The organism is Tardiphaga sp. 20_F10_N6_6, from assembly GCF_052076045.1.
Lineage (GTDB): Bacteria > Pseudomonadota > Alphaproteobacteria > Rhizobiales > Xanthobacteraceae > Tardiphaga > Tardiphaga robiniae.
This window is the reverse complement of record NZ_CP197239.1, coordinates 3,085,648-3,111,623: the sequence shown is the minus strand read 5'-3', so window position 1 is coordinate 3,111,623 and position 25,976 is coordinate 3,085,648. Positions and strand designations below refer to the sequence as shown.

Genomic DNA, 25,976 nt, shown 5'->3' with positions numbered 1-25,976 from the left:
CCATTTGCTACCGAGGGCCTCAGCATGAAACATCATCTTCTTCCGGTGTCGCCGAAGACCGTGCACTGGGGCTATTTCAGCAAGGTGGTCACGCCGTCGCTGACGCTGAAGTCGGGCGACCGCGCTACCATCGAAACGCTGACGCATCATGCCAATGACGATTACGAGCGCATGATCGAAGGCGATCCCGGCGCCGAGAGCGTGTTCAAATGGACCCGCGAGCACAAGGCGGTGGTGCGGCGTGGGTCGGGCCCGACGGAAGGTCCGTTCATCCGCGGCTCAGGCGAAGGCGTCGGCGTGCATCTGCTCACCGGGCCGGTGGCGATCGAAGGCGCAGAGCCGGGCGATGTGCTGGAAGTGCGTATTCTCGACGTGCGCCCGCGGCCGGCCTGCAAGGCCTGTTATGCCGGCAAGTGTTTCGGCTCCAACGTCGCCGCGAATTGGGGCTTCCACTATCACGACCTGATCGAGGAGCCGAAGCCGCGCGAGGTCGTGACGATCTTCGAGCTCGATACGTCGGGCGAGCCGTTTGCTAAAGCGGTCTATAATTATGTCTGGACGCCGCAGACCGACCCCGATGGCATCCTGCATCCAACCATCGATTATCCCGGCGTGCGCGTCGATCACGCGACCATCAGGAAACGCGAAAACATCCTGCCGAACGTCAAGGTGCCGGCACGGCTGCATTTCGGCACCATGGGCCTCGCGCCATCCGAGGAGGATTTCGTGTCGTCGATCCCGCCGAGTTACACAGGCGGAAATATCGATGACTGGCGCGTCGGCAAGGGCGCCAAGATGTTCTATCCCGTGGCGGTGCCCGGTGCATTCTTCTCGGTCGGCGATCCCCATGCCGCGCAGGGCGACAGCGAGCTCGGCGGCACGGCCATCGAGACCTCGCTGACCGGCGATTTCGAGTTCATCCTGCACAAGCATCGTGACCTCGGCGGTACGCCCCTCGAAGGCCTGACGCATCCGATGCTGGAAACCGCGGAAGCCTGGTCGGTCTACGGCTTCACCTTCCCGAACTATCTCGCCGAACTCGGCGCCAATGCGCAGCTCGACGTCGCTAATCATTCCAGCCTCGATCGGGCCATGCGCGATGCGTTCCGCAAGCTCAGGCGTTTCCTGATGACGGTGCACAAGATGAGTGAAGACGAGGCGATCTCGCTGATGTCGGTCGGTGCGGATTTCGGGGTGACGCAGGTGGTCGATGCCAATTGGGGCGTCCATGGCACAATCCGCAAGAACGTCTTCCGCTGCGACTAAGCGGATGAAATTGCACTGAATTCGGCTATGAGGATGATGGCGCGGTGATCGGGGAAGTTGCAGGGCAGGGCGCTGCGTCCTTCGGGATGGCACGGAGGTTGCTTCGCTTCGGCTATGAAGGTCGATGCATGAGCCTCCGTCCGTTCACCAGTGAATCCTACTCTGAAGACGACCGCCCCGAAGCATGGCGCGACGTCCTGAGTTCGATTGGCTTGCAGCCGACAGCTGCGACGACCACGCATCACGGGCATGCCACCGCAGTTCGTCGCACCTTCGAAGGTATTGCTCTGGCCAAACTGTCTGCCGGCGCACAGGCGATCTCGCCGCTGTCGGATCTGGCCAGCGATCATCCGCTGGTGTTGCTGCCGCTTGAGGATGGTGTCGGCCTGAAGACAGTCGCCGGACATCAGATCGTGGCCGCTGGGCATCTGCTGCTGCTGCCGCGCAAAGGGGACTGGAGCGTCGCATTCCAGCGCGACATGCGCGCGGTGGTGCTCTCGGTGACGTCCGATCCGCTGCACAGCCGCCGCGCCGGTGCACCCGCCATCGCCGATGTCCAGATCGTAGGCCCCGGCGGCTTCGGCGACGTGTTCGCGCGTATGATGGAACAGGCGGCCCGCAACCTTGAAACATTGTCCGATGCCGAATGGTTGGCGATCGCACAAAGTCTTGCCGATCTGTTGCCGACCTTTACACGTCAACTGGCCGAGCCGACGACCGATCTCAACAGCGGCACGGCGACCAAGGCTGCGACCTTGCATCGGCTGTGCCAGACCATCGAGCGACGCCTCGACGATGCGGATCTGACGCCGGCCAAGGTGGCGCAGGCCGAGGGCATCTCCGAACGTTATCTGCAGAAACTGTTCGAAGGCACCGGCAGCAGCTTTACGCATTACCTGCGCGAACGCCGGCTGCAGCGCACCTGGGCCGATCTGTCGAATCCGTCCGAGGCGCATCACTCGATTTCCGAGATTGCCTTTCGTGCCGGCTTCAATGACTCCGCGCATTTCAGCCGCACGTTCCGTCACCGCTTCGGCCTGTCGCCGCGCGAATTCCGCCAGAATGAAGCCGAGCGCTTGACGGCGTCGGCCACGGCGGCGGGACAACGCGGATGGCCGCAGGAAGCGCTGGCGCAGTTGCGCAGCCAGCACGCGCCGCCGACCGCGGGGAAGATTGCGCAGCCGGAGCCGGCCGCGACGATCACGCACGGCATCGCGGAGGCTTCGAAGAATCAGCGGCATCATCATCTCGCCGCCGATGCATCTCGCGTGCATTGGGGCTATTTCAGCCGCTCGTTGCCGCCGCAGATCGAGATCAATTCCGGTGACACGATCACCATCGAAACACTGACGCAGCACGCGTCCGACGATCCCGAGCGGATGATCAAGGGCGATATCGGCGCTGAGAGTGTGTTCCGCTGGACGCGCGATCAGAAGAATGTCGATCGCCGCGGCGCCGGTCCGATGGACGCCTCGATCTATGGTCGCGGTGCCGGTGAGGGCTTTGGCGTCCACATCTGCACCGGGCCGGTGGCGATCAGGGACGCGCAGCCCGGCGACGTGCTGGAAATCCGCATCCTCGACATCGTGCCGCGCGCCAGTCGAAATCCGGATTTCGACGGCCAGGTTTTTGGCAGCAGTGTCGCGGCATGGTGGGGTTATCACTACAAGGAATTTCTCGCCGAGCAGAATGCGCGCGAAGCGGTGACGATCTACGAAATTCTCGATCACGACGACGTGCCATATGCGCGCGCGCTCTATTCATATCGCTGGGAGCCGCAGACCGACCCGTTCGGCACCGTGCACAACACCTACGACTATCCGGGCATTCCGATTACGCCGGCCTCTGTACGGCGTCGGCATGACGTGCTCGACGGCATTCGCATTCCACTGCGCCCGCATTTCGGTGTCATTGCCGTGGCGCCGCGCGAGGCCGATCTCGTCGATTCAGTGCCGCCAGCCTATTTTGGCGGTAATCTCGACAATTGGCGGCTCGGCAAGGGATCGACGGTCTATCTGCCGGTTTCGGTGCCCGGCGCATTGCTGTCGGTCGGCGATCCCCATGCCGCGCAGGGCGACGGCGAACTCGGCGGCACGGCGATCGAATGTTCGATGACCGGAACCTTCCAGGTGGTCCTGCACAAGAAGGGCAATCTCGCCGGCCAGGCGTTCGCCGATCTCACTTATCCGCTGATCGAGACCGAGAGTGACTGGGTGCTGATGGGCTTCAGCCATCCGAACTATCTCGCGGAATTCGGCGCCAAGGGGCAGAGCGAGGTCTATGCGACCTCGTCGCTCGATCTCGCGATGAAGGACGCCTTTCGCAAGATGCGGCGCTTCCTGATGAACATCAAAGGTCTCACCGAAGATGAGGCGATCGCGTTGATGTCGGTCGCGGTCGACTTCGGCGTGACGCAGGTTGTCGACGGCAATTGGGGCGTTCATGCCATTCTGAGCAAGCGAGTGTTCGACCACACGTCAAAATCATAAGGTCCAGGAGACGCGCTGTTGCAATTTCACATGATCACCGGCGGGCCGAAGCCGGTCGCGCCGTTCAGCCATGCTGTAGAGACCGGCGGCTTCGTGTTCGTCACCGGGCAGATGCCGGACACGCCGGCGATGCCGGGCGTGCTGCCCGATGGCATCGTGGCTCAGACCGAAGCGGTGATGGAAAATCTGCGCGTGGTGCTCGCGGGGCTCGATCTCGGCTTCGAGCACATCACCATGACGCGGATCTATCTCACCGAATTCAAGCGCGACTACGTGGCGATGAACGAGACCTATCGCAGCTATTTTCCGCCGGATCGCCTGCCGGCGCGGACCTGTGTCGGCGTCACGGGCCTCGCTTATGACGCTCTGATCGAAATCGACCTGGTTTGTCGACGGCCCAGATAATGGTCGGTGCGAAGAGATGGAAAACCTAGTTCGCCTTTTCGATCAGGCTTTCGAGCAGGCGCTTCAGGTCGGCCGTTGCCTTGTTGCCGTAGTTCTCGGCGATATGGGCTTCCTGGCTCAGCGCCAGAGAGTTCAGCCGCTGGGTCAGTGTCTTGCCGCGGTCGGAGATGAACATCACCACCTTGCGGCGGTCGTCGGGGTCCTGCACCCGGTAGACCAGCGCGTCAGACACCATGCGATCGACCATCTTGGTCAGGGTCGGATGATTCAGCAGAACCGCATCGGCGAGGTCGCCCATGGAGTGGCCCTTGCCGTCGGACAGTACTTTCAGAATGCGCCACTGTTCGACCGGCACGCCTTCCTTCTTGAAGCGCGCATCGAGCTGGCGATTAATTTCCCGGTTCGCCTGCGCCAGCAGATAAGCGAGGTGTTCGGTGATGGGCGTGCTCGGCGTTCTGGCCACGGTTGGGAAACTTTGCTGGAAGGGGTGATGAATATTAAGCGACTTTGCCTGATCCATATGCACGGGAATCGTTGAATATTCAATATTTTCCTCTACGATATTTTCTTTCGCACGATTTTACTGCCGATAAATTGACGCCGCACCGCCGCTGACAACGTCGAAAGGAGAGCGACATGCTCTCGTCACTGCAGATTGCAACGACCGGTGCGCTGCCGATGCCGGCGCCATGGTTGCTGAAGGGCTTTCAGGACAGCGGGGGAGGTCGTGATGCGATTGCACGTCCCGATCTGTTTCCGCGGCGTCGCAATCGCGAAAAGCTGCGCGTCGTCAATTTTATCGGCCTGTCCGGCCCGGCCGGGATCTGGGGCCTGGCGGGCACCAATAGCATGATGCTCGCGGCTTCGGAGATCAATCGGCGCGGCGGCATTCTCGGGCGCGAGATCGAGCCGGTGTTTCATGATGCCGGCGGCGATATCGATGGCGTTGTCCGCACGGCAGCCGACATGATCGCGGCCGGTGATGCCGATGTCATCATGGGCTCGCATATCAGCGCGGTCCGCGTCGCGTTGCGCAAGGTGATCGCCGGGCGCGTGCCCTATATCTATACGCCTGTCTATGAAGGCGGAGAACGCACGCCCGGCGTGATGGCGATCGGCGAGACGCCGCGCGATCAGTCGCGCCCCGCCATCGAATGGCTGGCGAGTGAAAAGAAAGCGGCGCGTTGGTATCTGATCGGCAGCGATTACGTCTGGCCGTGGCTGGCCCACAAGGCCACCAAGACATATATCGCCGGCGCCGGAGGGCGCGTGGTGGGGGAGGAATTCGTTGCGCTTGGCGAGCAGAATCACGATGCCCAGATTGCCCGCATCCGGGCCGCCAAGCCGGATGTCGTGGTCATCTCGCTGATCGGTACCGACAGCATCGTGTTTAACCGCGCCTTCGCCGAACATGGTCTCTCGTCGAAGGTTCTCCGACTGGCGGGTGCCATGGATGAAACGCTGCTGCTCGGCATGGGCGCGGATAGCTCCGAGGGGCTCTATTGTGCATCGGGCTATTTCGTCGACCGCGCGTCGGCGGCGAATGATGCATTCCGTGCGCAATATGAAGCATCGTTCGGACGCTGTGCGCCTGTGCCGGGATCGGTCGCGCAGTCGAACTACGAGGGGCTTCGGTTTCTCGAATCGGTGGCGACCAAGGCGGGCTCATTCGACGTCCGGCCGATGCTGAACGCGGCGTCCAGCGTGGCCTATCACGGCGCCCGCGGTGAGGTAAGCATGCGCGGCGGGCGGGCGAAAATGCCGATCTATCTTGCCGAAGCAGACGGTCTGGATTTCAGGCTCATCCGGACATTCTAGGTCAGTCGCAGACCCGATCAGGACGACTTTGAAAAATAATACTTGAAAAGGAAAATATTTCTCTTTCTAATGATGCGCGAAAGGCGACACCGTCGTCTCCTTGACGGCGTGGGCATCCCGAAGAAATGCCGTGCCGGTTGCATCGTGGATATCAGGAGAAATCATCGTGGCCGTTTCACTTCCCACTCCCGATCAACTCCTCGCCGTCGCCGATCAGTGCGGCCTCGCGCTGTCCGATGAGGACGTCACCTCGTTCCGCGCGCTGATGCAGGGATCCGTCGATGCCTACAACGTCGTGGCGGCGATGCCCGACGAAGTACCCGAAGTGAAATATCCGCGTACACCTGGCTATCGGCCCGCGCCGGAAGAGAACACGCGCAATGCCTGGTATCGCAAGTCGGTTGTGAAGGGTGCGCCCGGCGGCAAGCTCAAAGGCAAGACCGTCGCGCTGAAGGACAACATCATGCTGGCCGGCGTGCCGATGATGAACGGCTCCTCCACGCTGGAAGGCTATGTGCCGGATTTCGACGCCACCATCGTCACGCGCATGCTGGACGCAGGCGCCGAGATCATGGGCAAGGTGCATTGCGAATCCTTCTGCATGTCCGGCGGCAGCCACACCAATTCGACGGGCAACGTGCATAACCCACACAAGATGGGCTATTCCGCCGGCGGGTCTTCGTCCGGCAGCGCCGTTGTCGTGGCGCTTGGCGAAGTCGACATGGCAATCGGCGGCGATCAGGGCGGCTCCATCCGCATGCCGTCGTCCTTCTCCGGCACCTATGGCATGAAGCCGACCTGGGGTCTGGTGCCTTATACGGGCATCATGCCGATCGAGATATTCGTCGATCACACCGGTCCGATGACATCCAATGTCGCCGACAACGCGCTGCTGCTGGAAGTGCTTGCCGGCGATGACGGCTATGATCCGCGGATCAAGTCGCCGGAAGTGCCGGAATACACCAAGGCGCTCGGTGTCGGTGTCAAGGGCATGAAGATCGCCATCGTCAAGGAAGGTTTCGAGCAGCTCGGCGCCGAAGACGCGGTCAATCGCAGCGTCCGCGAAGCCGCCAAGCGCTTCGCCGATCTCGGCGCGACAGTGGAGACGATCTCGATTCCGATGCATCTTACCGCAGCGGCGGTGTGGACCCCGATCGGCACCGAAGGCATGACCCAGACCATGATGGTGGGCGACGGCTATGGCCTCAGTCGGTCGGATCTGTATTCGACCTCGCTGATGGACGCCCATCGTGGTTGGCGCGGGCAGGCGGACTCGCTGTCCGAAACCACCAAACTGCTGCTGCTGTTCGGCACCTACATCAACAATAATTTCGGACCGCGCTTCTACGGAAAGGCGCTGAATATCTCACGTCGCGTCACGGCTGCCTATGACAAGGCGCTGGCGAGCTATGATCTGTTGCTGATGCCGACTACACCGATGAAAGCGACGCCGCTGCCGGCGCCCGGCGCGCCGCGTGAAGAAGTCGTCGGGCGCGCCTTCGAGATGATCTCCAACACCTCGCCCTTCGACATCTCGCATCATCCGGCGATGTCGATCCCCTGCGGCATGGTCGATGGTCTGCCGGTCGGGCTAATGCTGGTCGGCAAGCATTTCGACGAGATGACCGTCTATCGCGCGGCTCATGCCTTCGAGCAGTCCGCCGATTGGAAGACGATGTGAGGCATCCATGCAGAAGCGAGGATCGGTGATCACGCATGGATAATCTGATCATGGCGGTCTTCGAGATCGCCAGTTTCGGGGCGATCGTCGTGCTGGTCGTGCTGGGGCTGGGGATCATCGCCAGCATGATGGGTATCTTCAATTTCGCGCAGGGCGAGTTCGTTCTGCTCGGGGCCTATGTCACCTATATCGTCCATTCCGCCGGCGCGCCGGTGTGGCTGGGCATGATCGCTGCACCCTTCGTGGTTGGTGCTTTAGGCTTCGTGCTGGAGCGGCTGATTGTCCGGCGCTTCTATGCCGCGCCGATCGTCGCCATGCTCGGTACCTATGCGCTCGGACTGATCATTCGCGAGATCGTGCGCGGCCTGATCGGCGGACTGTATCTCTCGGTGCCGGAGCCGGTCGGCGGCTCGGTGGCCATCGGCGGCATGCATTTCTCAACCTGGCGTCTGGTGATCATCGTGATCACCGCGCTGGTGATGGCAGGGAGCTATCTGCTTCTGGCGCGCACTGCGTTCGGCCTGCGCATCCGCGCTTCGCTGGAGAACCCGGCGCTGGCGCGGGCCTCCGGCATTTCGACCAACGCAATCTATGGTGCGACTTTCGCGTTCGGCGCGGCATTGGCGGGACTGGCCGGTGCGCTGATCGTCCCGGTGTTCACGCTGTTCGCCGATCTCGGCATTCGCTTTCTGATTCAGGGCTTCGTCGCCGTCATGGTCGGCGGCATCGGCTCCTTTGCCGGACCGGTGGCCGGCGCCGGCCTGATCGGCACGCTGAGTGCGGCGCTGCCCTGGGTCATCTCGCCCGTTATCGCCGATGTCGCCGTATTCGTGCTCGCCATCATCTTCATCAAATTCCGGCCGCAGGGCCTCGTTGCAGGAAAAGGGGTTTAGTCCAATGTCTCAAGACGCCAACACTCTCAGCCGTCGCCGCTTTCTCGGCAATGCGGCGCTGTTCGGTACGGCCATCGCTACCGGTGTCGGCAGCTGGGTCATCCCCGCAGGCTGGGCCAACGCGGCTGCCGGACCGATCAAGGTCGGCGTCGGCACCGATCTCACCGGGCCGATGGGCTATGCCGGCAATGCTGACGCCAATGTGGCCAGGATGGTGATCAAGGATATCAACGATGCCGGCGGTCTGCTTGGCCGGCCGCTGGAACTGTATATCGAGGACACTGCGTCCAATGAATCCGTCGCGGTTGGCAATGTGCGTAAGCTGATCCAGCGCGAGAAGGTCGATCTGGTCATCGGCGGCATTACCTCGTCGATGCGCAACGCCATCAAGGACGTCATCGTCTCCCGCGGCAAGACGCTCTATATCTATCCGCAGCTCTATGAGGGCAAGGAATGCACGCCCTATCTGTTCTGCACCGGGCCGACGCCGGCGCAGCAATGTGATGAATTCATCCCCTGGCTGATCAAGAATGGCGGCAAGAAGTTTGCGCTGCCCAGTGCCAATTATGTCTGGCCGCATACGCTGAACGTCTATGCCCGCAAGGTGATCGAGGCCAACGGCGGCGAGGTCGTGTTCGAGGAGTATTACCCTCTCGACCAGATCGATTTTTCGTCGACCGTGAACCGCATCATTTCGAACAAGGTCGATGTCGTCTTCAACACCGTCATTCCGCCAGGTGTCGGGCCGTTCTTCAAGCAGCTCTCCGAAGCAGGCTTCCTCAAGAATGGCGGGCGGCTCGCTTGCGTCTACTATGACGAGAACACGCTGAGCATCAATCAGCCGGCCGAGATCGAGGGCCTCGCAAGCTGCCTCGATTACTTCAAGGCGCTGACGCCGGAAGATCCGTTCAGTGCCAAGCTCCAGGCGGCCTACGAAAAACAGTTCCCGGGCAATTTCCTGTTCGCGGCTGGCAGTGCCGCGACCGGTACCTATCGCGGCCTGAAACTGTGGGAGGCGGCCGTCAAGGAAGCCGGCAGTGTCGATCGTGATGCAGTTGCCAAGGCGCTCGACCATGCCAAGATCGCCGAAGGTCCGGGCGGCCCGGCCGAGATGGTCCCCGGTCAGCGGCACTGCAAGATGAAGATGTATACGGCGGTGGCCAAGGGCGGCAAATATGAGGTCGTCGCGCGCAGCGCCGGTCTCGTCGATCCCAAGGAATGCTGAACCGATAATCCGAACCTCGCGGGAGTGGCCGATATCACTCCCGCTTCTCTTTCTCTCATGCCGGCGACCTGATGACCGAGATGACGCCACTCTCTGCCGTATCTCTGACGCGAGGCATCAGCGCATCGCGCCAATGGCGCGTGCTGCCGATGATCGAGATCGCAGTGCTGGTCATTGGCCTGCTGCTGCCGCTGGTGCTGCAGGATTATCTCACCGTCTATGCCACGCGCGTGCTGATCCTCTGTCTGTTCGCGCTGTCATTCGACCTGGTCTGGGGCTATGCCGGCATCATGAGTTTCGGCCAGGCCGTGTTTTTCGGCTCGGCCGGGTATGGCGTGGCGCTGCTGGCGCGCGATCTTGGCATTACGTCCATCCTGCTGGTGCTGCCCGCCGGCCTTCTGATCGGCTTTGCCTTTGCGCTGCTGCTCGGCGGCTTTCTGCTGCTTGGTCGCCATCCGGCCAGCGTGATTTTCGTGGCGCTGGGCACGTTGACGGGCTCCTATGCCTGCGATCGGCTGGCGCGGGGGTGGTATTATCTCGGCGGCCAGAACGGCATTCCCTCGATCCCGCCAATGACAATCGGCAGTTATGAGCTCACGGAGGGACCTGCCTATTACTACATGGCCATCGGCTTCCTGATCGTGGTCTATCTGCTCTGTCGTTTCCTGATGCGCTCGCAATTCGGCCTCGCGCTGGCCGGCCTGCGCGAGAACGAACAGCGCATCGCCTTCTTCGGCTACAAGGTGCAGCACCTCAAGGCGATCATTTTCTCGCTGAGCGGGGCTATCGCCGGGCTCGCCGGCAGTCTCTATGCGTTTCACGAAGGCTTCGTCTGGCCCAACATGCTGGGCGTCGTGATTTCCACCCAGGTGGTACTCTATGTGTTGTTCGGCGGTTCCGGCACGCTGATCGGTGCTGTGATCGGCACGGTCGTCATTGAGGCTGTCAGCTTCTGGCTGTCGAACAGCTATCAGGACATCTGGCCGATCATTCTTGGCGTATTGCTGCTGCTGGTCATCCTGTTCCGGCCCGCAGGACTGGTCAGTCTGTTGTTGTCAGAGCGCGAGCGCGTCGGCAGTTTCGGCCGTCCGGGGAAGCGATAGTCATGGCGCTTCTGGAAGCAAAAGGCCTCATCAAGATATTCGGCAAGCTCACCGCGCTGAACGGTGCGGATCTCACCATCGCCCACAATGAATTCCACGGATTGATAGGTCCCAATGGTTCCGGCAAGAGCACGCTGATGAAATGTATCGCCGGCGCCGAGACACCGACGCAAGGCACCGTCACTTTCGGCGGCCACGATATCACGCAGGCCTCGCCAGCTGAGCGCGCCCGTGCCGGCATGAGCCTGAAATTCCAGATCACCAGCGTGCTGCCGGCGCTGACGCTGTATGACAACATCCTGTTGGCGCTGCAGGCGCAGACATCGCTGCTCAATCTGGCGCTGTCGCGCACCCGCGGCGTGCTGCATGACAAAGTCATGGCGATGCTCGAACAGTTTCGCCTCATCGATCGCGCCCACGAGCCGGCCTCCGCGCTGTCGCACGGGCAGCAGCAATGGCTTGAGATCGCCATGGCGCTGGCGCCCGAGCCGAAGCTCCTGCTGCTCGATGAGCCGACCGGCGGCATGAGCCTAGAAGAACGGCGCGTCACCGGCGAATTGTTGCAGCCGATCAAGGCGCGCTGTTCGCTCGTCATCGTCGAGCACGATCTCGATTTCATCCGCGACATCTGCGATCGCCTGACCGTGCTGGATCAGGGCCAGATCCTGCAGACTGGCTCGGTGCAGCATGTGCAGTCGTGTCCCAAAGTCCAGGAGGTCTATCTCCGCCGTGCCTGACGATAAATTCCTCGATATCCAGTCGCTGGATGCCGGTTACGGCCGCAGCCAGGTGCTGTTCGGCGTTACGGTCAGCGTGCCGTGGCGCGGCGGCGTCGCCATTCTCGGCCGCAACGGCGCCGGAAAAACCACGCTGATGAAGGCTATTGTCGGCGAGTTGCCGGTGCTCGGCGGTGCGGTGAGCCTCGATGGCCGCGATGTCGGCAAACTGCCGACCGAGCAGCGCATCCGCCGCGGCGTCGGCTATGTCCCGCAGGAACATTCGGTGTTTGCGAAACTCTCGGTGCGGGACAATCTCGCCGTCGGCGCGCTGACCAATCGCGACAGCGGGGCGGTTAACCGCGTGCTAGAGATCTTCCCGAAGCTCGGCCAGCGGCTCGATCAGTTTGCCGGCACATTGTCTGGCGGTGAGCGCAAGATGCTGGCGATCGGGCGCGCCATGCTGTCCGATCCCAAAATCTTGCTGCTGGATGAGCCCACTGAGGGCGTCTGGATCGGTGTCATCGAGGAAATTACCGAGCGCCTGATCCTGCTGGCGAAGGACATTGCCGTCGTCATCGTCGAACAGCATCTCGATCTCGCGCTTCGCGTCGCGAGCCGCGCTTACGTGCTGGATCGCGGCCGGGTTGCGCTGACAGGTTCGGCCGGCGAGATTCGTGACGATCCGAGATTGTTGCAGTATTTGGCGCCTTAGAGCCAAGCGAGATCGTTGGCACGTACCTCTTTGCAGCCTTCGCTTCAGGGTGAATAATGTCCGCGTTTGGCCCAACGCGGACATCGTCATAAAACGCTTCTGATCCGGAAGTCCGGCCTTACTGAGTGTTCGAGGTCGCCCTTCGGAGTGCCGGATCGCAGGTGGTGCATTTATTCAGAGGTTTAAAGTGACATCATAAATTCCGTGATCTTCCGTGTCGGCGATGATTTCGAAACCCAGCTCTCTACACATTTGAAGCATGATCGTGTTTTCGCGCATGATTTGGCCAACGATCTGTTTAAGCCCTTCGGAGCGGGAATACTCAATAATCAACTGCATCAAAGCCCAACCGAGCCCTCTGCCTTTGAGGTCCGATTGAAGGAGGATGGCATACTCACCGGAAACGCCGTCATCTTTACGATGCATCCTGACGACGCCAAGTGGCTCCTGGCTCGCCTCATCGAACGCGATGAACGCCATGGCTTTAGCGTAATCAATCTGCGTCAGGCTTACGAGAAATGGATGGGTGAATTCTTTGATGGCACCAAAGAAGCGAAGCCTGAGATCGCCTTTATTAACGTGGGAGAGAAGCGTCAGAACCGAAGGTTCATCCGCCGCCGTGATCGGCCGCGTAAAAATTCTCCAGTCAGAATTGAGAACGAGATGTCGCTCCCATTCGACCGGATAAGGACGAGTTGATCCACCGACCGCGTTCATGTGTGGCTCGTGGCCTGATCCGGCACTAAAAGCCACCCTGCAGCTTGGCAGAGAGCACCTTCAGAATACCTTCGTAAGTGGTGATCATCTTCTTGTGTCGATCGACTGTCTCGGCCGTTATGTCCTGCCAGTCGCCACCGGTGGCGCGCTTGCCGATCTGCAGTTCGCCAGCTTCCATAGGCGACATGTGCTCGTGGCATTCGTCCAGAGCTTCCCTGATGCCATGTGCGTATGTTTCGAGATTTATCATGGGGGCCTCGTTGGTTATATGGTGCAGACGGGTAGCCCGTCGAATGTCTCTCGATAGTTTGAAGCAGACGGTAGATCTCCTAGGCTGGATCAGAGATGCTATCAGCTAGGTTCCTTACGCAATAACGCGCGATGACCAACTCCTCGTTCGTCGGAATGATCCGGATTTCAACACTGCTATCCCAAGTGCTGATGCACGCGGATCCTGCATCGTTTGCGTCTGCATCGACGGCTAAGCCCAGCCAGCTCATCCGCTCGCAAACGCGCCGTCGAATTTCCTGTGCGTGCTCTCCAATCCCGCCGGTGAAGATCAGGCACTCCATGCCACCAAGGCTATTGACCATCATCGCTGTTTCTCTGGCGATGGACGTCACGAACAGATCGATGGCGTCGGAGGCATGCGGGTCTTTACTGGCGAGCAGTGCTCGCATGTCGCCTGATAGTCCCGACACACCAAGCAGCCCGGATTCTCGATAGAGCAGATTTTCGAGGTCAGTTGCCGACATTCCGCGCTCTTGCTGCAGATAGAGGAGCACGCCGGGATCAATGGCGCCGCAGCGGGTAGCCATCACCAGGCCGTCGAGCGGCGTGAAACCCATCGTGGTGTCGATACTGGCACCGCCACGCATGGCGCATAGGCTGGCGCCGCTGCCCAGATGTGCAATAATGCACCGTTTTTCGGCGGGAGATGGTGAGAGTTCCTGGAGTCGTCCGGCGATGAACTCGAACGACAGTCCATGAAATCCATAGCGGCGGATGCCGGTGTCGTGGAGCTGGCGTGGAATGGCAAAGCGGGTGGCGGAGGCGGGAAGTGAGTGGTGGAACGCCGTGTCGAAGCAGGCAACCTGGGGCAGTTCCGGCCGTTCGGTCATGATCGCACGTATCGGCGATAGACAGCGTGGCTGATGCAGTGGCGCCATCGGTGTCAGCTTTTCAAGCTCATTGACTATCGATCCCGTCAATCGGACCGGCGTTGCGAAGGCCAATCCGCCATGCACCACGCGATGACCAACTGCAATCAGATCGTCACTGGCAAGATAGCCATCGACCCAGTTCAACGCATCGAGCAGCAGCTCTTCTCCGTGGCCGTCTGCGACCTTGCGATGCCGATCATAGAGAATGGCTCCATCGGTCTCCTTGATCGTCAGGCGCGGTTCGACCTCGTGTTCGTCCAGACTCCCTCGGCAGAGCAATCTCGGCCCCCCATCCGATGCGATGTCGAATAGCGCAAGCTTGATGCTTGAAGAGCCGGAGTTCACGACAAGGACGGCATCTGGCATTGTTTGTCCTCAGTCGGCGGTGTGCTTGGTGAAGCGGTCTGGCCAGCTCCAATCGCGAATCTGCGGCATGTCCTCGCCATGGGCGCGCACATAAGTTGTGTGCTCAAGCAGCTTGTCGCGAAACTGCTGCTTGATCGCCGCTGCTGTGATGCCGAGGCGAGGAACGCGTTCGATGACGTCGATGGCGAGATGGAAGCGGTCGAGCCGGTTCAGCACCACCATGTCGAACGGCGTGGTCGTCGTCCCTTCCTCCTCGAAGCCGTGCACGTGCATGCCGGCATGGTTGGCGCGGCTATAAGTCAGGCGGTGGATCAGGTTGGGATAACCGTGAAAGGCGAAGATCACCGGCTTGTCCCGGGTGAACATGCCATCAAAGTCGCGGTCATCCAGTCCGTGCGGGTGCTGCGTCTTGGGTTGCAGCGTCATCAAATCGACGATGTTGACGACGCGGACCTTCAAGTCGGGTACGGCTTGCCGCAATAGGTCCACCGCAGCCATGGTTTCCAGGGTAGGCACGTCGCCACAGCAGGCCATCACGACATCCGGTTCGCTGCCTGTGTCTTCGGTGCCAGCCCAAGACCAGATACCGATCCCGGCGTCGCAATGGGTCGCAGCTTTCTCGATACCGAGCCATTGCGGCGACGGCTGCTTGCCGGCAACGATGACGTTGATGCGGTCATAGGTCCGAAGCACGTGATCGGTGATCCAGAGCAGGGTATTGGCGTCCGGAGGGAAGTAAATCCTGACGATATCCGCCTTCTTGTTGGCGACCAGATCGACAAAGCCCGGATCCTGATGGCTGAAGCCGTTGTGGTCCTGGCGCCAGACATGGGATGTCAGAAGATAATTGAGAGAGGCAACGGGGCGTCGCCAGGGTAGCGCCCGGGACACTTTCAGCCATTTAGCGTGCTGATTGAACATTGAATCGACGATGTGGATGAAGGCCTCATAGCAGGAGATCAGCCCGTGGCGGCCGGTCAGCAGATAGCCTTCCAGCCAGCCTTGACACAGATGTTCGCTGAGCACTTCCATCACCCGGCCGTCCTGGGCGAGGTGGACATCATACGGCTCGATGCCCTCCATCCAGACGCGCTCGGTCACGTCGAATACCGCGTCGAGCCGGTTCGATGCTGTCTCATCTGGACCCATGATGCGGAAGTTGCGCGCATCGGCGTTTAGCTTGATGACGTCGCGCAGGAATTGGCCCATCACGCGCGTTGCTTCGCCTTCGGTCCCGCCGGGATGGGGAACATCGAGGGCGTAGTCGCGGTAGTCAGGCAGCTTCAGCTCGCGCTTCAGCAAACCGCCGTTGGCATGAGGATTCGCTCCCATGCGCCGGCGACCCTGCGGCGCCAGAGCCTGCAACTCAGGTAGCAGCCGGCCGGCTTTGTCGAACAGATCGTCGATCCGGTAGCTGCGCATCCATTCTTCGAGCAGACTGAGATGTTCGGGATTGCCGCGCGGGTTGACAATCGGTACCTGGTGAGCGCGCCAGAAACCTTCGACCTTCAAGCCGTCGACTTCCTTGGGGCCGGTCCAGCCCTTTGGACTGCGCATGACGATCATGGGCCATTTCGGCCGATCCACCGTTGCGCGACCGTCACGAGCGGAAGCCTGGATCGCACGAATCCTGTCGATCGCGCGCTCAAGCGTGTGTGCCATCAGCGGGTGCATCATGGCGGGATCGCTGCCCTCGACGAACATCGGCTCATGACCGTAGCCATGAAACAGATGGCGTATTTCGTCGTCGCTCATCCGCCCCATCACAGTGGGATTGGCAATTTTATAACCGTTGAGATGAAGAATGGGCAGTACCGCGCCGTCATGCTTCGGGCTCAAGAACTTGTTGGAGTGCCATGACGCGGCGAGGGGGCCTGTCTCCGCTTCTCCGTCTCCGACGACACAGGTGACGATCAGGTCGGGATTGTCGAAGGCCGCGCCGTAGGCGTGCACCAGCGCATAGCCGAGTTCACCGCCTTCATGGATGGAACCGGGAGTTTCCGGAGCCGCATGACTGGGAACGCCGCCGGGAAACGAGAATTGTCGAAACAGTTTCTGCAGTCCGTCTTCATCCTGGGTAATGTCCGGATAGACCTCGCTATAGGTGCCTTCCAGATATGTATTTGCGACCATCCCCGGGCCGCCATGGCCGGGGCCGCAGATATAGATCATGTCGAGGTCGTGGGCGCGAATAACGCGATTCAGGTGCGCGTAGATGAAGTTTAGCCCAGGCGTGGTTCCCCAATGGCCGAGCAGGCGGGGCTTGATGTGGTCCTTGCGCAACGGCTCGCGCAGTAGCGCGTTGTCCAGTAGATATATCTGACCCACCGACAGGTAATTTGCGGCGCGCCAGTAGCGATCAATTAGCTGAGCCTCGTCGGTGCTGAGGAAAGCTTCTCCATAACGTGGCATATGCTGCACCTTGATCCAGTCGCCGCACCGCGGCAAATATCTGCCGCCAATATTCGCAATCGCTTGGTCGCAAATTTCAGCGGCTTGCGGGTGCGTCGCCGCGCAATGTACCGATCTTGAAGTGCTTCTTGGCGTAAGCGACGATTTGGCCATCGGTGGGATGGTCAACGGCCTCGACGCCGACAATGCGGCTGCCGATATGCGTATGCTCCCGCAGATAGGTCGCCAGTTCGGTTTTCGCCTGCGCCGGACCAATGATCAGAATCTCACCGGCATCACTCACCGCGTCCGCCACGTCTTTCATCAGTCCCTTGTCTTCGTGGATATGACCGCTTCCGATTTCGTTGGCCTTGTGATGAATGTGGCGTGTCTCGAATGTCGGATGGAGATCGAGTTGATCTGTTCCGGCGAGGCCGACATGGAATATCTTCGCTTCGCGATGGTCGATCCAAACGACGGCATGAAAATGATGCATCTTGTTTCCTTGTTTGCGATTTGCTCTCGCTAATTCGCGCTTGCAGCCGTGTTATCCTCTGCAGTAGCGAGGTACATGCTTGCTGTTGCGGAATATCGTCGCAGAACAGTACGACAAACGGTGAGCGGCCGTTTGACATACGTCAAACAGCTGTCACGTCAGAAACGATCTAATTGAAAAAGACCAGAATGCGCTTGATGATCTAGTTCACTTCATCCAAACCGCCAGAGCGGCGGAAGTTCCGAAGATAAGTTACAGGCCGACGATAAACGGAGTTTCGTGATCAGGCAGAAGGAACTTCGTTGTATGATTTGAGGGCGATCCGTGTCACCCAACATGTGGCCTCCACTTCAACCCGCGTGTCGTCCTGCTGACGACGCTCGATGGCGCCTCCACTGGCCTATTTTGGCATAAGCGCAGGAGATCGTCGTGATGAGTGCACCTTTGCTGATAGCCAGCGCCAGTGGCGATGCGCTCGAATTACGCCCAACAGGAAGTTGGACCGTCGTCAATGCGGCAACTCTGGAGCAACTATCTGCCAGTATAGCGCCGCAGCTCGCGCGGGCACGGTCGGTAACCGTGAACATGTCCGGCGTCCGGGAGCTCGACACGTTGGGCGCTTGGCTGATCGAGCGATTATCGCGACATTTGGCCAGCGGTGGCCAACGCGCGCACATTGTGGGAGCTGCAGAAGATTATATCGATCTGATCGAGGAATTAAGACAGGTCAATCGACGACGCAATCCGGATCCCACAGAGCGTAACTCCATCGCCGACAGATTGGAAATGCTGGGTCGGGCGGCGCTGGCGGCAGTTCTGGATCTGTCGGCTTTCCTTCAAATGCTCGGCGCGATTTGTCTGGCCGCTGTCGGTGTGTTTCGCCGTCCGAGATCATTTCGGCTGACATCATTGGTTTACCAGATCTATCGGGTCGGCTGGCAGGCGCTTCCGATCGTGGTCCTGATTACATTTCTGATCGGCGCCATTATCGCGCAGCAAGGCATCTTCCACTTCCGCAAGTTTGGCGCGGAGGCTTATGTGGTCGATATGGTAGGGATCCTGGTGTTGCGTGAACTGGGGGTTCTCATTGTTGCAATCATGGTCGCCGGAAGATCCGGAAGCGCCTACACCGCTGAACTAGGCTCCATGAAGATGCGCGAGGAGATTGATGCTCTATCGACGATGGGCCTTGATCCAGTCGATGTTCTGATCCTGCCTCGCGTCGTCGCGTTGATCGTCGCATTGCCGATCCTGGCCTTCGTAGGGGCGGTCGCGGCGCTTTACGGGGGAGGCCTCGTCGCATGGTTTTATGGGGGTATGTCGCCGGTGACATTCATAGCCCGGCTACATGAGGCGATCTCGGTGACGCATTTCGAAGTGGGTATCATCAAGGCGCCATTCATGGCGCTGGTGATCGGGATCGTCGCGTGCAGCGAGGGGCTTCGCGTGAAAGGTAGCGCTGAATCCCTAGGCAAACAAACAACGACATCTGTCGTGAAATCGATCTTTCTCGTCATCGTTCTCGACGGGCTATTCGCCGTGTTTTTCGCGTCGATAGGAATGTAACGATGCAGGAGAAAGATACGCATGTTGCCATCCATGTTGAGGACCTAGTTGTCGGTTTCGGCCGCCATATCGTCATCGATCATCTGTCACTCGATGTTCGGCGCGGCGAAATCCTGGGGCTGGTCGGTGCCTCCGGTGGCGGGAAATCAGTGCTGATGCGGACCGTGATTGGTTTGATTGAGCGGAATAGCGGGAAGATCGAGGTGATGGGGAACGATATCGGTCTGACGCCCGGGCGCCGGGCAAGGAATGTCGCTGCAAAATGGGGAGTGCTGTTTCAGCAGGGAGCACTGTTCTCGTCACTCACGGCATTGCAGAACGTTGAGTTTCCGCTTCGTGAGAATGCAACGCTCTCAGACGAACTCATGGCCGAGATTGCGAATGCCAAGCTTGAAATGGTGGGTCTCGCACCTGAGGACGGTGCCAAGTTTCCATCAGAGCTTTCCGGCGGCATGACAAAGCGAGTCGCGCTTGCACGCGCATTGGCGCTGGATCCAGCCATCGTCTTTCTCGATGAACCGACTTCCGGCCTTGATCCTATCGCAGCTGGCGATTTCGATACGCTGATCAAGACGTTGCAGAAGACGCTGGGACTCACGGTCTTCATGGTCACGCACGATCTCGCCAGTCTGAATACCGTTTGTGATCGCGTGGCCGCCCTGGCTGATGGAAAAATCGTCACGATCGGACCGATGAGCGAGCTGCTTCGATCCGAGCATCCATGGGTTAAGGCTTATTTCCATGGCAAGCGCTCCCTCATGCTCCAACCAAAGGCGATTTGATATGGAAACGCGCGCTCCTTTCGTCATCGTCGGCGCATTCGTTCTCGCAGCTATCGCTGCAGTGTTCGGCTTTATATTCTGGCTGCATAGCACCGGAAATTCAGGTCCGCGGACTGCCTATCAGATTCAGTTCGACGGCTCTGTGCCGGGTCTGCTGGTGGGCGCCGCGGTGCTCTTTAACGGCATTCGCGTGGGCGAGGTGACGCGTCTCGATTTGGCGGAGGATAGCCCCAGTCGCGTCAATGCAAGCATCTCCGTCGTGAACACCACTCCCGTTCGCAGTGACACAAAGGTGGGATTGGACTTCCAGGGACTGACGGGGGTGCCGGTAATCGCATTGGAGGGAGGTAAATTGTTGACGAATTCCGCTCCCGTGACGATGCTGGTAGCCGAACCCGGCGCTGGCCGCAGTATGACACAAGCGGCACGCGATGCCCTTGGGCGGGTCGACGGCGTTCTGGCGGACAATGCCGCGCCGCTCAAAAGCACGATCGCCAATCTTCAAGTGTTCTCAGAAGGACTCGCTCGCAACACTGGAAAGCTCGACGGAATTGTCAGCGGTCTGGAGCGAATGACGGGCGGCGGCGCTTCTCCGGTATCTAAGGTGACCTATAATCTTCGCGCTGCTGTTGATTTCCCGGCACCAACCAAAATACTTAAGGGGCAGCTCGCGATACCCGAGCCAACAGCTGTCGTCCTTTTGCAGACGCAACGATTCTTGTTTTCGCAACCCAAGGACACGGCGGCCTTCCCCGATGCGCAGTGGGCAGACAGCATCCCCAAGCTCATCCAGGCGAAGATCTTGGAGAGTTTCGAAAACTACGACGTAACGCATGCACCCACGCGGCCGCTGGACGGCGTTCAGCCCGATTATCAGCTTTTGATCGATGTCAGACGATTTGACGTTGGGCCCGATGAAACGCCCGCGGCAGAAATCGAGTTGTCTACAAAGATTCTGGATAAGGATGGAAAGGTCATGGCTTCACGGATATTTCACCAGAGCCAGAGGATTGAACAGCTGGATGTACCAGGAACCGTTCGGGCTTTCGACTCTGCTTTTTCAAACCTTGCCAAAGAGCTCGTCTCTTGGACTACCCAGAGTTTCTGACTTCGCAATCAGCAATGCTTGGCTTGTCCGCTTTTGGCGGCGAGTTCAACCGATCGCTGCAACACACTCGGCGAACTTCTCAGCTGGCGTCTGATAGAGCAAGGTTTTTCGCGGCCGCTCATTGAGCTGTCTTGCGATGGCGCTAAGCTTGGCTTGACTGTGTAAGGACAGATCGGTGCCGCGCGGCAGATATTGGCGCAGTAATCTGTTGGTGTTCTCGTTTGATCCGCGCTGCCATGGGGAGCGAGGGTCACAAAAGTAGATGTCGACGTCGGTGGCCAATGCCAGTCGCTGATGGTCGGCGAGCTCCTTGCCTCTATCCCAGGTCAGGGACCGGTAGAGTTCGCCAGGCAATCGCCGTGACTGCTTGATCAGCGCAGAGACGACGCTTTCGGTGTTCTTGTTCGCAACCTTGATCAGCATCACGTAGCGCGAATGGCGTTCAACCAGCGTTGCGATGTAGCTATTTCTCGATCCGCCGATCAGATCGCCTTCCCAATGGCCTGGGACCGCACGATCTTCAACAGACGGCGGTCGTTCGCTGATGGATACGGCGTTCTTGATCTGGCCGAGTCCGGTCCGTTTCATGCTCGCGTGCCTAGAACGACGAACCGTGCGTTTCGCCCTCAGGTGCTCGAGAAGCTCCTTTTTCAACACGCCGCGCGCCTGAATGAATAGGCTGCGATAAATCGTCTCGTGTGACACCTGCTTTTCAGGCTCCGCCGGGTGTGTGCGCTTCAGCCAGCCGGCGATCTGCTCCGGCGACCATTGTCTCTGCAGTAGTCTCGATACTGTCCGTCTCAGGAAAGGACGGCAAGCCAGCTTGCAAAGCTTGGGGCGACGGGCCCGATCCCACGCGCTGTGATCAGACTGCGCAGCACGGTAGCGATCCGTTCCGCCATTGCGTTGAACCTCACGGCTGATCGTCGACGCAGATCGTCCCAGATGACGCGCTATCGATCGCAAGGAGCGGCGCATGCTGAGCCATCGGGAGATCTCCTCTCGCTCAGTAAGGCTAAGAGCCCGTTCGGCGCGACGCCGATCTGGCGGACGGATGCCTCCGGACGGAGATATAACCGAGAAAACCGATGAAGAATCCCGTTCAAACCGACGCCCAATCGAACTCATCGGCTCGCCTGCCTGCCAACGATCCCAGATCAAAGATCGCTGGGCTGCCGAGTAATAGATGCGAGGTCGCTGTTTCATGCCTGCACTCCATCTTTCCCATAAGATTAGAGTGTTGCGCTGACCAATTGAGCCCGCCGCGCAAAGCGGACCTTCATTCGTAAATCCGAGCCCTTGTGGAGGGGGAGCCGTTGGTGCAGGCCGTGATTGCAGATCGCTGATACGCCCGATGCCTCCAGGCTCCGGATCTCTTCGAAGAGCTTGAGGTAGAGGTCCGGATCTCGCGTATTGCGTGAGCCTGTATTGCGATCGAGATTTTAACGTGCTGGAAGCGTCTTGGCTCCGATCTCAACCCGTGTGCAGGGCGCCTGGCGAGCTCGGCCATCGGGGGTGTACGGGCGATGTGGACGTCCAGCCTTCCGTGCTGCTACTTGTTCGGTCGCATTCATCTTGATCGTTTGTCCGGGCCCCGTTTCGCATGCAGAATTCCACTGGCCAGAGGAGGCGGATGTCGCTGGCGGGCATCCGTCTTGACCGGGCTTCGTCAGTGGCATTGCCCCAGCAAATCGCGGCGCAGATGCGCGACGGGATTCTGCACGGGACGCTGCCGGCGGGCACCCAGTTTCTCGGCTCGCGGGAGATTGCGCGCGAGCTCGGTTGCTCGCGCATGGTGGTGCTGAGTGCCTGGGACATCCTCTATGCCGAAGGCTATCTGGAATCGATGCCGCGCGGCGGTGTTTCAGTCGCCGCAGTCAGCCGCAGTGCGGTATCGCCGGCGGGCGTGTCTGTGGATACCTCTCGCATCGCCGGTCCCATCTCTCAACGCTGGCAGTCGCTGATTGGCTTCACCTACGAGACCAATTGGGCGTCCGATTTCAGCCCCGGTGCGCCCGATATCTCGACCTTTCCGTTCGGCGACTGGGCTCGGTTGCTGCGCCAGACGTCGCTGCAACCCGACAAGGAGGAATGCCTCGATTTGTCCCCCGCCGGGCTTCCCGAGCTTCGGCGCGAGATCGCGGATTTCCTCGGCGCGGTGCGTGGTCTCGTCTGCACGCCCGAGCAGATCGTCGTTACCTCGGGCACTTCCAGCGCGCTCGACCTGTGCAGCCGCATGATCCTCGATCATGGCGACGAAGTTTGGGTGGAGGAACCGGGCTTCGTCGAGGCGCAGTGGTCGCTGACGGCGGCCGGCGGTAAATTGGTGCCGATACCGGTGGACGACAAGGGGCTATGCGTCACCGAGGGCATTCGCCGCGCGCCGAATGCGAAGCTGATCGTGGTGACGCCGTCGCATCAATATCCGCTCGGCGTCAGCATGGGGCTGGAGCGGAGGCTGGAATTGCTTGACTGGGCCAATCGCAACGACGTCTGGATTGTCGAGGACGACTACAATTCCGAGTTCCGGCATCAGGACAGTATGATCGCGTCGCTGAAGTCGCTCGACCGCGAGCAGCGCGTGATCTATCTCGGCACCTTCTCCAAGATCATGATGCCGAGCTTGCGCTTAGGCTACATCGTCGCGCCGGAGCGCTTCGTCGAGATATTCACCAAGGGCCGCGCGCGCATCGACGTGCACAGTTCCGGCATCGGTCAGCGCGCGCTCGCCGAATTCATGCGCGAGGGCCATCTGCTGCGCCATCTCCGCCGCATGCGAAAAGTTTATGCGGAGCGGCAGAAGGCCCTGATGGATGCGATCCGTCAGTATTTGCCTGATGATCTCACCGTCGCTCCCTGTGCAACCGGTCTTCATCTCGTCGCTCTGTTCACCGAGCGCCTGAAGGCGCGGATGAGCGATGTGGAGGCGGCACGGCTGTTGAAGCAAGCGGGTCTCCACGTGCAGCCACTATCGCAGAATCATCTGGAGACGCCGATCTATGCTGGCCTCGTATTGGGCTATGGCCGCCTCAAGCCCACCGATGCGACGCGTCTGATCGCGAAAATGGCGCAGATTCTCGGTGTGGAGCCATCTGCGGCAAAAAAATAATTCGATCCGCCATATGCGGTTCCCAGCAGTGGCCGCGCGCCTGCGAATTGCTCAATCTTCGGCGGGTAGCTCCCTTGCCGCCGCGTAGGCGCGATCTCGTCGAACCATCGACGGCGCGACAACTGCCGCACGTCCTGCATCTGAGCGGATAGGCGCGTCGATGAGATCGTTGCTGTATTTGCGTGCAGCGCTTGCACTGTAACAAAGCACCTTGGCACCTCGCTCGCGCGTTACCCTGCGTCCGGCAATCTGGCCTAGTCGTTTCCGGTGAGTCTGGCTCTATCCGGATGCGCGCGATACGCCAAGATTTTGCAGAACGAGGTTCGACAGGGGACGGTGGCAGATGATGGCTGATCGCGGGCGTTTGTTGAGATTGACGGGCAGTGTGCTGCTGATGGCGCTCACACCAGCGGCGGCACAGGCGCAGACGCGGGCCGAGACCCTGCGCCAGGTGACCGGCAACAATATCCCGACGCTGGACCCCACCACGCCGGGTGCGACACGTGAGGCCTTTGGCGTTTCGACCAGCATCTATGACCGCCTTGTAGCCTTCGACCGCAAGCGCGACGAAAACGGCGTCTGGGTATTCGACCGCAGCAAGATCCGCGGCGAACTGGCCGAGAGCTATGAGGTCAGCCCGGACGGGCTGAAGATCACCTTCAAGCTGCGCGATACCAAGTGGCACGATGGTACGCCCGTCACTGCAGAAGACGTGAAATGGTCGCTTGATCGTGCCGTCACCGCCAAATCCATTGCCGCAGGGCAAATGGGCACGGGATCGCTGACCAAGGCCGAGCAGTTCGCAATTGTCGACGAGCGCACGATCACAGTTACTTTGCCAAAGGCGGATCGTCTGGCGCTGGCCAATCTCGCCACACCGCTCGCCCCGATCTTCAACAGCAAGCTCGCCAAACAGCATGCGACTGCCGAGGATCCCTGGGCGCAGGAATGGCTGAAGACCAATACCGCCGGTTCGGGCGCCTATACGGTCGAGATGTTCAAGCCGGGCGAACAATTGGTCCTGAAGCGCAACGAGAACTGGAAGAGCGGCCGTGACGGCAAGCTGCCTTACTTCAAGCGCGTCATCGAACAGACCATCGGCGATCCCGCCACGCGGGCCAATCTGATCGAGAAGGGCGATGCCGACATCGCCATCGATCTGCAGGCCAGCGACGTACCGTCGCTGCAGCAGCGCGGCAAGGTCAAGGTGGAGTCATCACCGCAGACCAACGGCTTCACCATGATTGCCTTCAACACGCAGATGGCGCCGTTCGACAATCTCAAGGTCCGTCAGGCCATCGCCATGGCGCTGCCCTATAACGACATGTTCAGCGCAGCAATCTTCAAACGTGGCTCTCCGCTGTTCGGTGCATCGTGGACGTCGCCGCCGAATGCCGACTTCCCGCAGCCGATGCCGGCGAAGACCGATATGGCCAAGGCCAAACAGCTCCTGGCTGAAGCCGGTTTCGAGAAGGGCTTCAAGACCACTTTCAGCATCAATGTCGGTTCCGCCGCCGTCACCGAGCCGATGGCGGCGCTGCTGAAGGAGGCGCTGGCGAAGCTCAACATTGAGGTCGACGTGCAGAAGCTGCCGGACTCGCAGATGTCGACACAGATCACCGAGAAGAAGCTGCCGTTCTTCACCGAAGGTTCCACCGCCTGGCTGCCGACCACCGATTACTTCTTCCGCAATTTCTTCACCGGTAACCAGCGCTGGAATTACAGCTCCTGGAATGACGAGCTGGTGGTGAAACTGGCCAATCAGGCTCGGTTCGAACAGGATCAGGCCAAGTATGACGAGATGGGCAAGCAGATGATCGCGGAATACGTCAAGGAAATTCCGCTGGTGCTGTTGTGGCAGGCTAACCAGGACGCCGTGATGATCCCGCAACTCGATGGCTACACCTACTGGTTTCACCGCCAAGTCGACTTCCGCGATCTCGCCCGCAAGTAAGCGAAGACGAACG

Annotated in this window: 22 protein-coding genes; 15 read left to right on the top strand and 7 right to left on the bottom strand. The window is 60.1% G+C overall.

What is annotated here, in order from left to right:
• Positions 1–24 precede the first annotated feature (24 nt).
• From AB7813_RS15050 to AB7813_RS15040, 3 genes are all read left to right on the top strand, one after another.
• The gene (locus AB7813_RS15050) at positions 25–1,266 is read left to right on the top strand and encodes an acetamidase/formamidase family protein (protein WP_439064942.1); all 1,242 of its coding nucleotides are present in this window, start codon (positions 25–27) and stop codon (positions 1,264–1,266) included.
• A 128-nt stretch (positions 1,267–1,394) separates the two neighbouring features.
• The gene (locus tag AB7813_RS15045) at positions 1,395–3,755 is read left to right on the top strand and encodes an acetamidase/formamidase family protein (protein WP_439064941.1); all 2,361 of its coding nucleotides are present in this window, start codon (positions 1,395–1,397) and stop codon (positions 3,753–3,755) included.
• Between the two features lie 18 nt (positions 3,756–3,773).
• Positions 3,774–4,160 carry a RidA family protein gene (locus AB7813_RS15040; RefSeq protein WP_439064940.1) on the top strand — a complete coding sequence of 129 codons (387 nt, stop codon included), beginning with the start codon at positions 3,774–3,776 and terminating at the stop codon, positions 4,158–4,160.
• A gap of 25 nt (positions 4,161–4,185) precedes the next feature.
• On the opposite strand, the gene AB7813_RS15035 is transcribed toward AB7813_RS15040, so the two are convergent.
• Entirely contained in the window at positions 4,186–4,623 is a 438-nt protein-coding gene (locus AB7813_RS15035; protein WP_068735340.1) for a MarR family winged helix-turn-helix transcriptional regulator, read from the bottom strand.
• Positions 4,624–4,796: 173 nt separating this feature from the next.
• Here AB7813_RS15035 and AB7813_RS15030 point away from each other — a divergent pair, with 173 nt between their 5' ends.
• The 7 genes from AB7813_RS15030 to AB7813_RS15000 all read left to right on the top strand — a co-directional run bounded on the left by AB7813_RS15030 (position 4,797) and on the right by AB7813_RS15000 (position 12,311).
• Positions 4,797–5,978 (top strand): substrate-binding domain-containing protein, encoded by a 1,182-nt coding sequence (locus AB7813_RS15030; protein ID WP_439064939.1) that lies wholly within the window; start codon positions 4,797–4,799, stop codon positions 5,976–5,978.
• A 166-nt stretch (positions 5,979–6,144) separates the two neighbouring features.
• Positions 6,145–7,659, top strand: a complete 1,515-nt coding sequence (locus AB7813_RS15025; RefSeq protein ID WP_439084129.1) for an amidase — start codon at positions 6,145–6,147, stop codon at positions 7,657–7,659.
• Between the two features lie 35 nt (positions 7,660–7,694).
• Positions 7,695–8,552 (top strand): branched-chain amino acid ABC transporter permease, encoded by an 858-nt coding sequence (locus AB7813_RS15020; RefSeq protein WP_092149600.1) that lies wholly within the window; start codon positions 7,695–7,697, stop codon positions 8,550–8,552.
• A gap of 4 nt (positions 8,553–8,556) precedes the next feature.
• Positions 8,557–9,777 (top strand): substrate-binding protein, encoded by a 1,221-nt coding sequence (locus AB7813_RS15015; RefSeq protein WP_120287020.1) that lies wholly within the window; start codon positions 8,557–8,559, stop codon positions 9,775–9,777.
• Between the two features lie 80 nt (positions 9,778–9,857).
• Complete coding sequence (locus tag AB7813_RS15010) at positions 9,858–10,880, top strand: branched-chain amino acid ABC transporter permease (RefSeq protein WP_439084268.1); 1,023 nt, start codon at positions 9,858–9,860, stop codon at positions 10,878–10,880.
• Between the two features lie 2 nt (positions 10,881–10,882).
• A complete protein-coding gene (locus AB7813_RS15005) occupies positions 10,883–11,617 on the top strand; it encodes an ABC transporter ATP-binding protein (RefSeq protein ID WP_184511883.1) in 735 nt (244 codons plus the stop codon).
• Entirely contained in the window at positions 11,610–12,311 is a 702-nt protein-coding gene (locus AB7813_RS15000; protein WP_175366338.1) for an ABC transporter ATP-binding protein, read from the top strand. The genes AB7813_RS15005 and AB7813_RS15000 overlap by 8 nt, the downstream gene beginning before the upstream one ends.
• A 174-nt stretch (positions 12,312–12,485) precedes the next feature.
• On the opposite strand, the gene AB7813_RS14995 is transcribed toward AB7813_RS15000, so the two are convergent.
• From AB7813_RS14995 to AB7813_RS14975, 5 genes are all read right to left on the bottom strand, one after another.
• A complete protein-coding gene (locus AB7813_RS14995; protein WP_184511882.1) occupies positions 12,486–13,028 on the bottom strand; it encodes a GNAT family N-acetyltransferase in 543 nt (180 codons plus the stop codon).
• Between the two features lie 25 nt (positions 13,029–13,053).
• Entirely contained in the window at positions 13,054–13,278 is a 225-nt protein-coding gene (locus AB7813_RS14990; RefSeq protein ID WP_141137133.1) for a hypothetical protein, read from the bottom strand.
• Between the two features lie 79 nt (positions 13,279–13,357).
• Positions 13,358–14,557, bottom strand: a complete 1,200-nt coding sequence (locus AB7813_RS14985) for an acetate/propionate family kinase (protein WP_231079403.1) — start codon at positions 14,555–14,557, stop codon at positions 13,358–13,360.
• 9 nt (positions 14,558–14,566) lie between these two features.
• Positions 14,567–16,969, bottom strand: a complete 2,403-nt coding sequence (locus AB7813_RS14980) for a phosphoketolase family protein (protein WP_231079404.1) — start codon at positions 16,967–16,969, stop codon at positions 14,567–14,569.
• 76 nt (positions 16,970–17,045) lie between these two features.
• Positions 17,046–17,444, bottom strand: a complete 399-nt coding sequence (locus AB7813_RS14975; RefSeq protein WP_231079405.1) for a translational machinery protein — start codon at positions 17,442–17,444, stop codon at positions 17,046–17,048.
• Between the two features lie 429 nt (positions 17,445–17,873).
• On the opposite strand from AB7813_RS14975, the gene AB7813_RS14970 reads away from it, so the two are divergent.
• The 3 genes from AB7813_RS14970 to AB7813_RS14960 are packed head-to-tail and all read left to right on the top strand — an operon-like array spanning position 17,874 to position 20,900.
• A complete protein-coding gene (locus AB7813_RS14970) occupies positions 17,874–19,010 on the top strand; it encodes an ABC transporter permease (RefSeq protein WP_231079406.1) in 1,137 nt (378 codons plus the stop codon).
• 2 nt (positions 19,011–19,012) lie between these two features.
• Positions 19,013–19,792, top strand: a complete 780-nt coding sequence (locus tag AB7813_RS14965) for an ABC transporter ATP-binding protein (RefSeq protein ID WP_231079407.1) — start codon at positions 19,013–19,015, stop codon at positions 19,790–19,792.
• 1 nt (position 19,793) lies between these two features.
• Positions 19,794–20,900: an ABC-type transport auxiliary lipoprotein family protein gene (locus tag AB7813_RS14960; RefSeq protein WP_231079408.1), complete on the top strand. Its 1,107-nt coding sequence runs from the start codon at positions 19,794–19,796 to the stop codon at positions 20,898–20,900.
• 45 nt (positions 20,901–20,945) lie between these two features.
• On the opposite strand, the gene AB7813_RS14955 is transcribed toward AB7813_RS14960, so the two are convergent.
• Entirely contained in the window at positions 20,946–22,106 is a 1,161-nt protein-coding gene (locus AB7813_RS14955) for an IS30 family transposase (protein WP_441228164.1), read from the bottom strand.
• 397 nt (positions 22,107–22,503) lie between these two features.
• Here AB7813_RS14955 and pdxR point away from each other — a divergent pair, with 397 nt between their 5' ends.
• Both pdxR and AB7813_RS14945 read left to right on the top strand, forming a co-directional pair.
• The gene (pdxR, locus tag AB7813_RS14950; RefSeq protein ID WP_439089161.1) at positions 22,504–24,009 is read left to right on the top strand and encodes a MocR-like pyridoxine biosynthesis transcription factor PdxR; all 1,506 of its coding nucleotides are present in this window, start codon (positions 22,504–22,506) and stop codon (positions 24,007–24,009) included.
• A gap of 346 nt (positions 24,010–24,355) precedes the next feature.
• On the top strand, positions 24,356–25,963 hold the full coding sequence (locus tag AB7813_RS14945) for an ABC transporter substrate-binding protein (RefSeq protein ID WP_439065903.1): 1,608 nt from the start codon (positions 24,356–24,358) through the stop codon (positions 25,961–25,963).
• Positions 25,964–25,976: the final 13 nt, after the last annotated feature.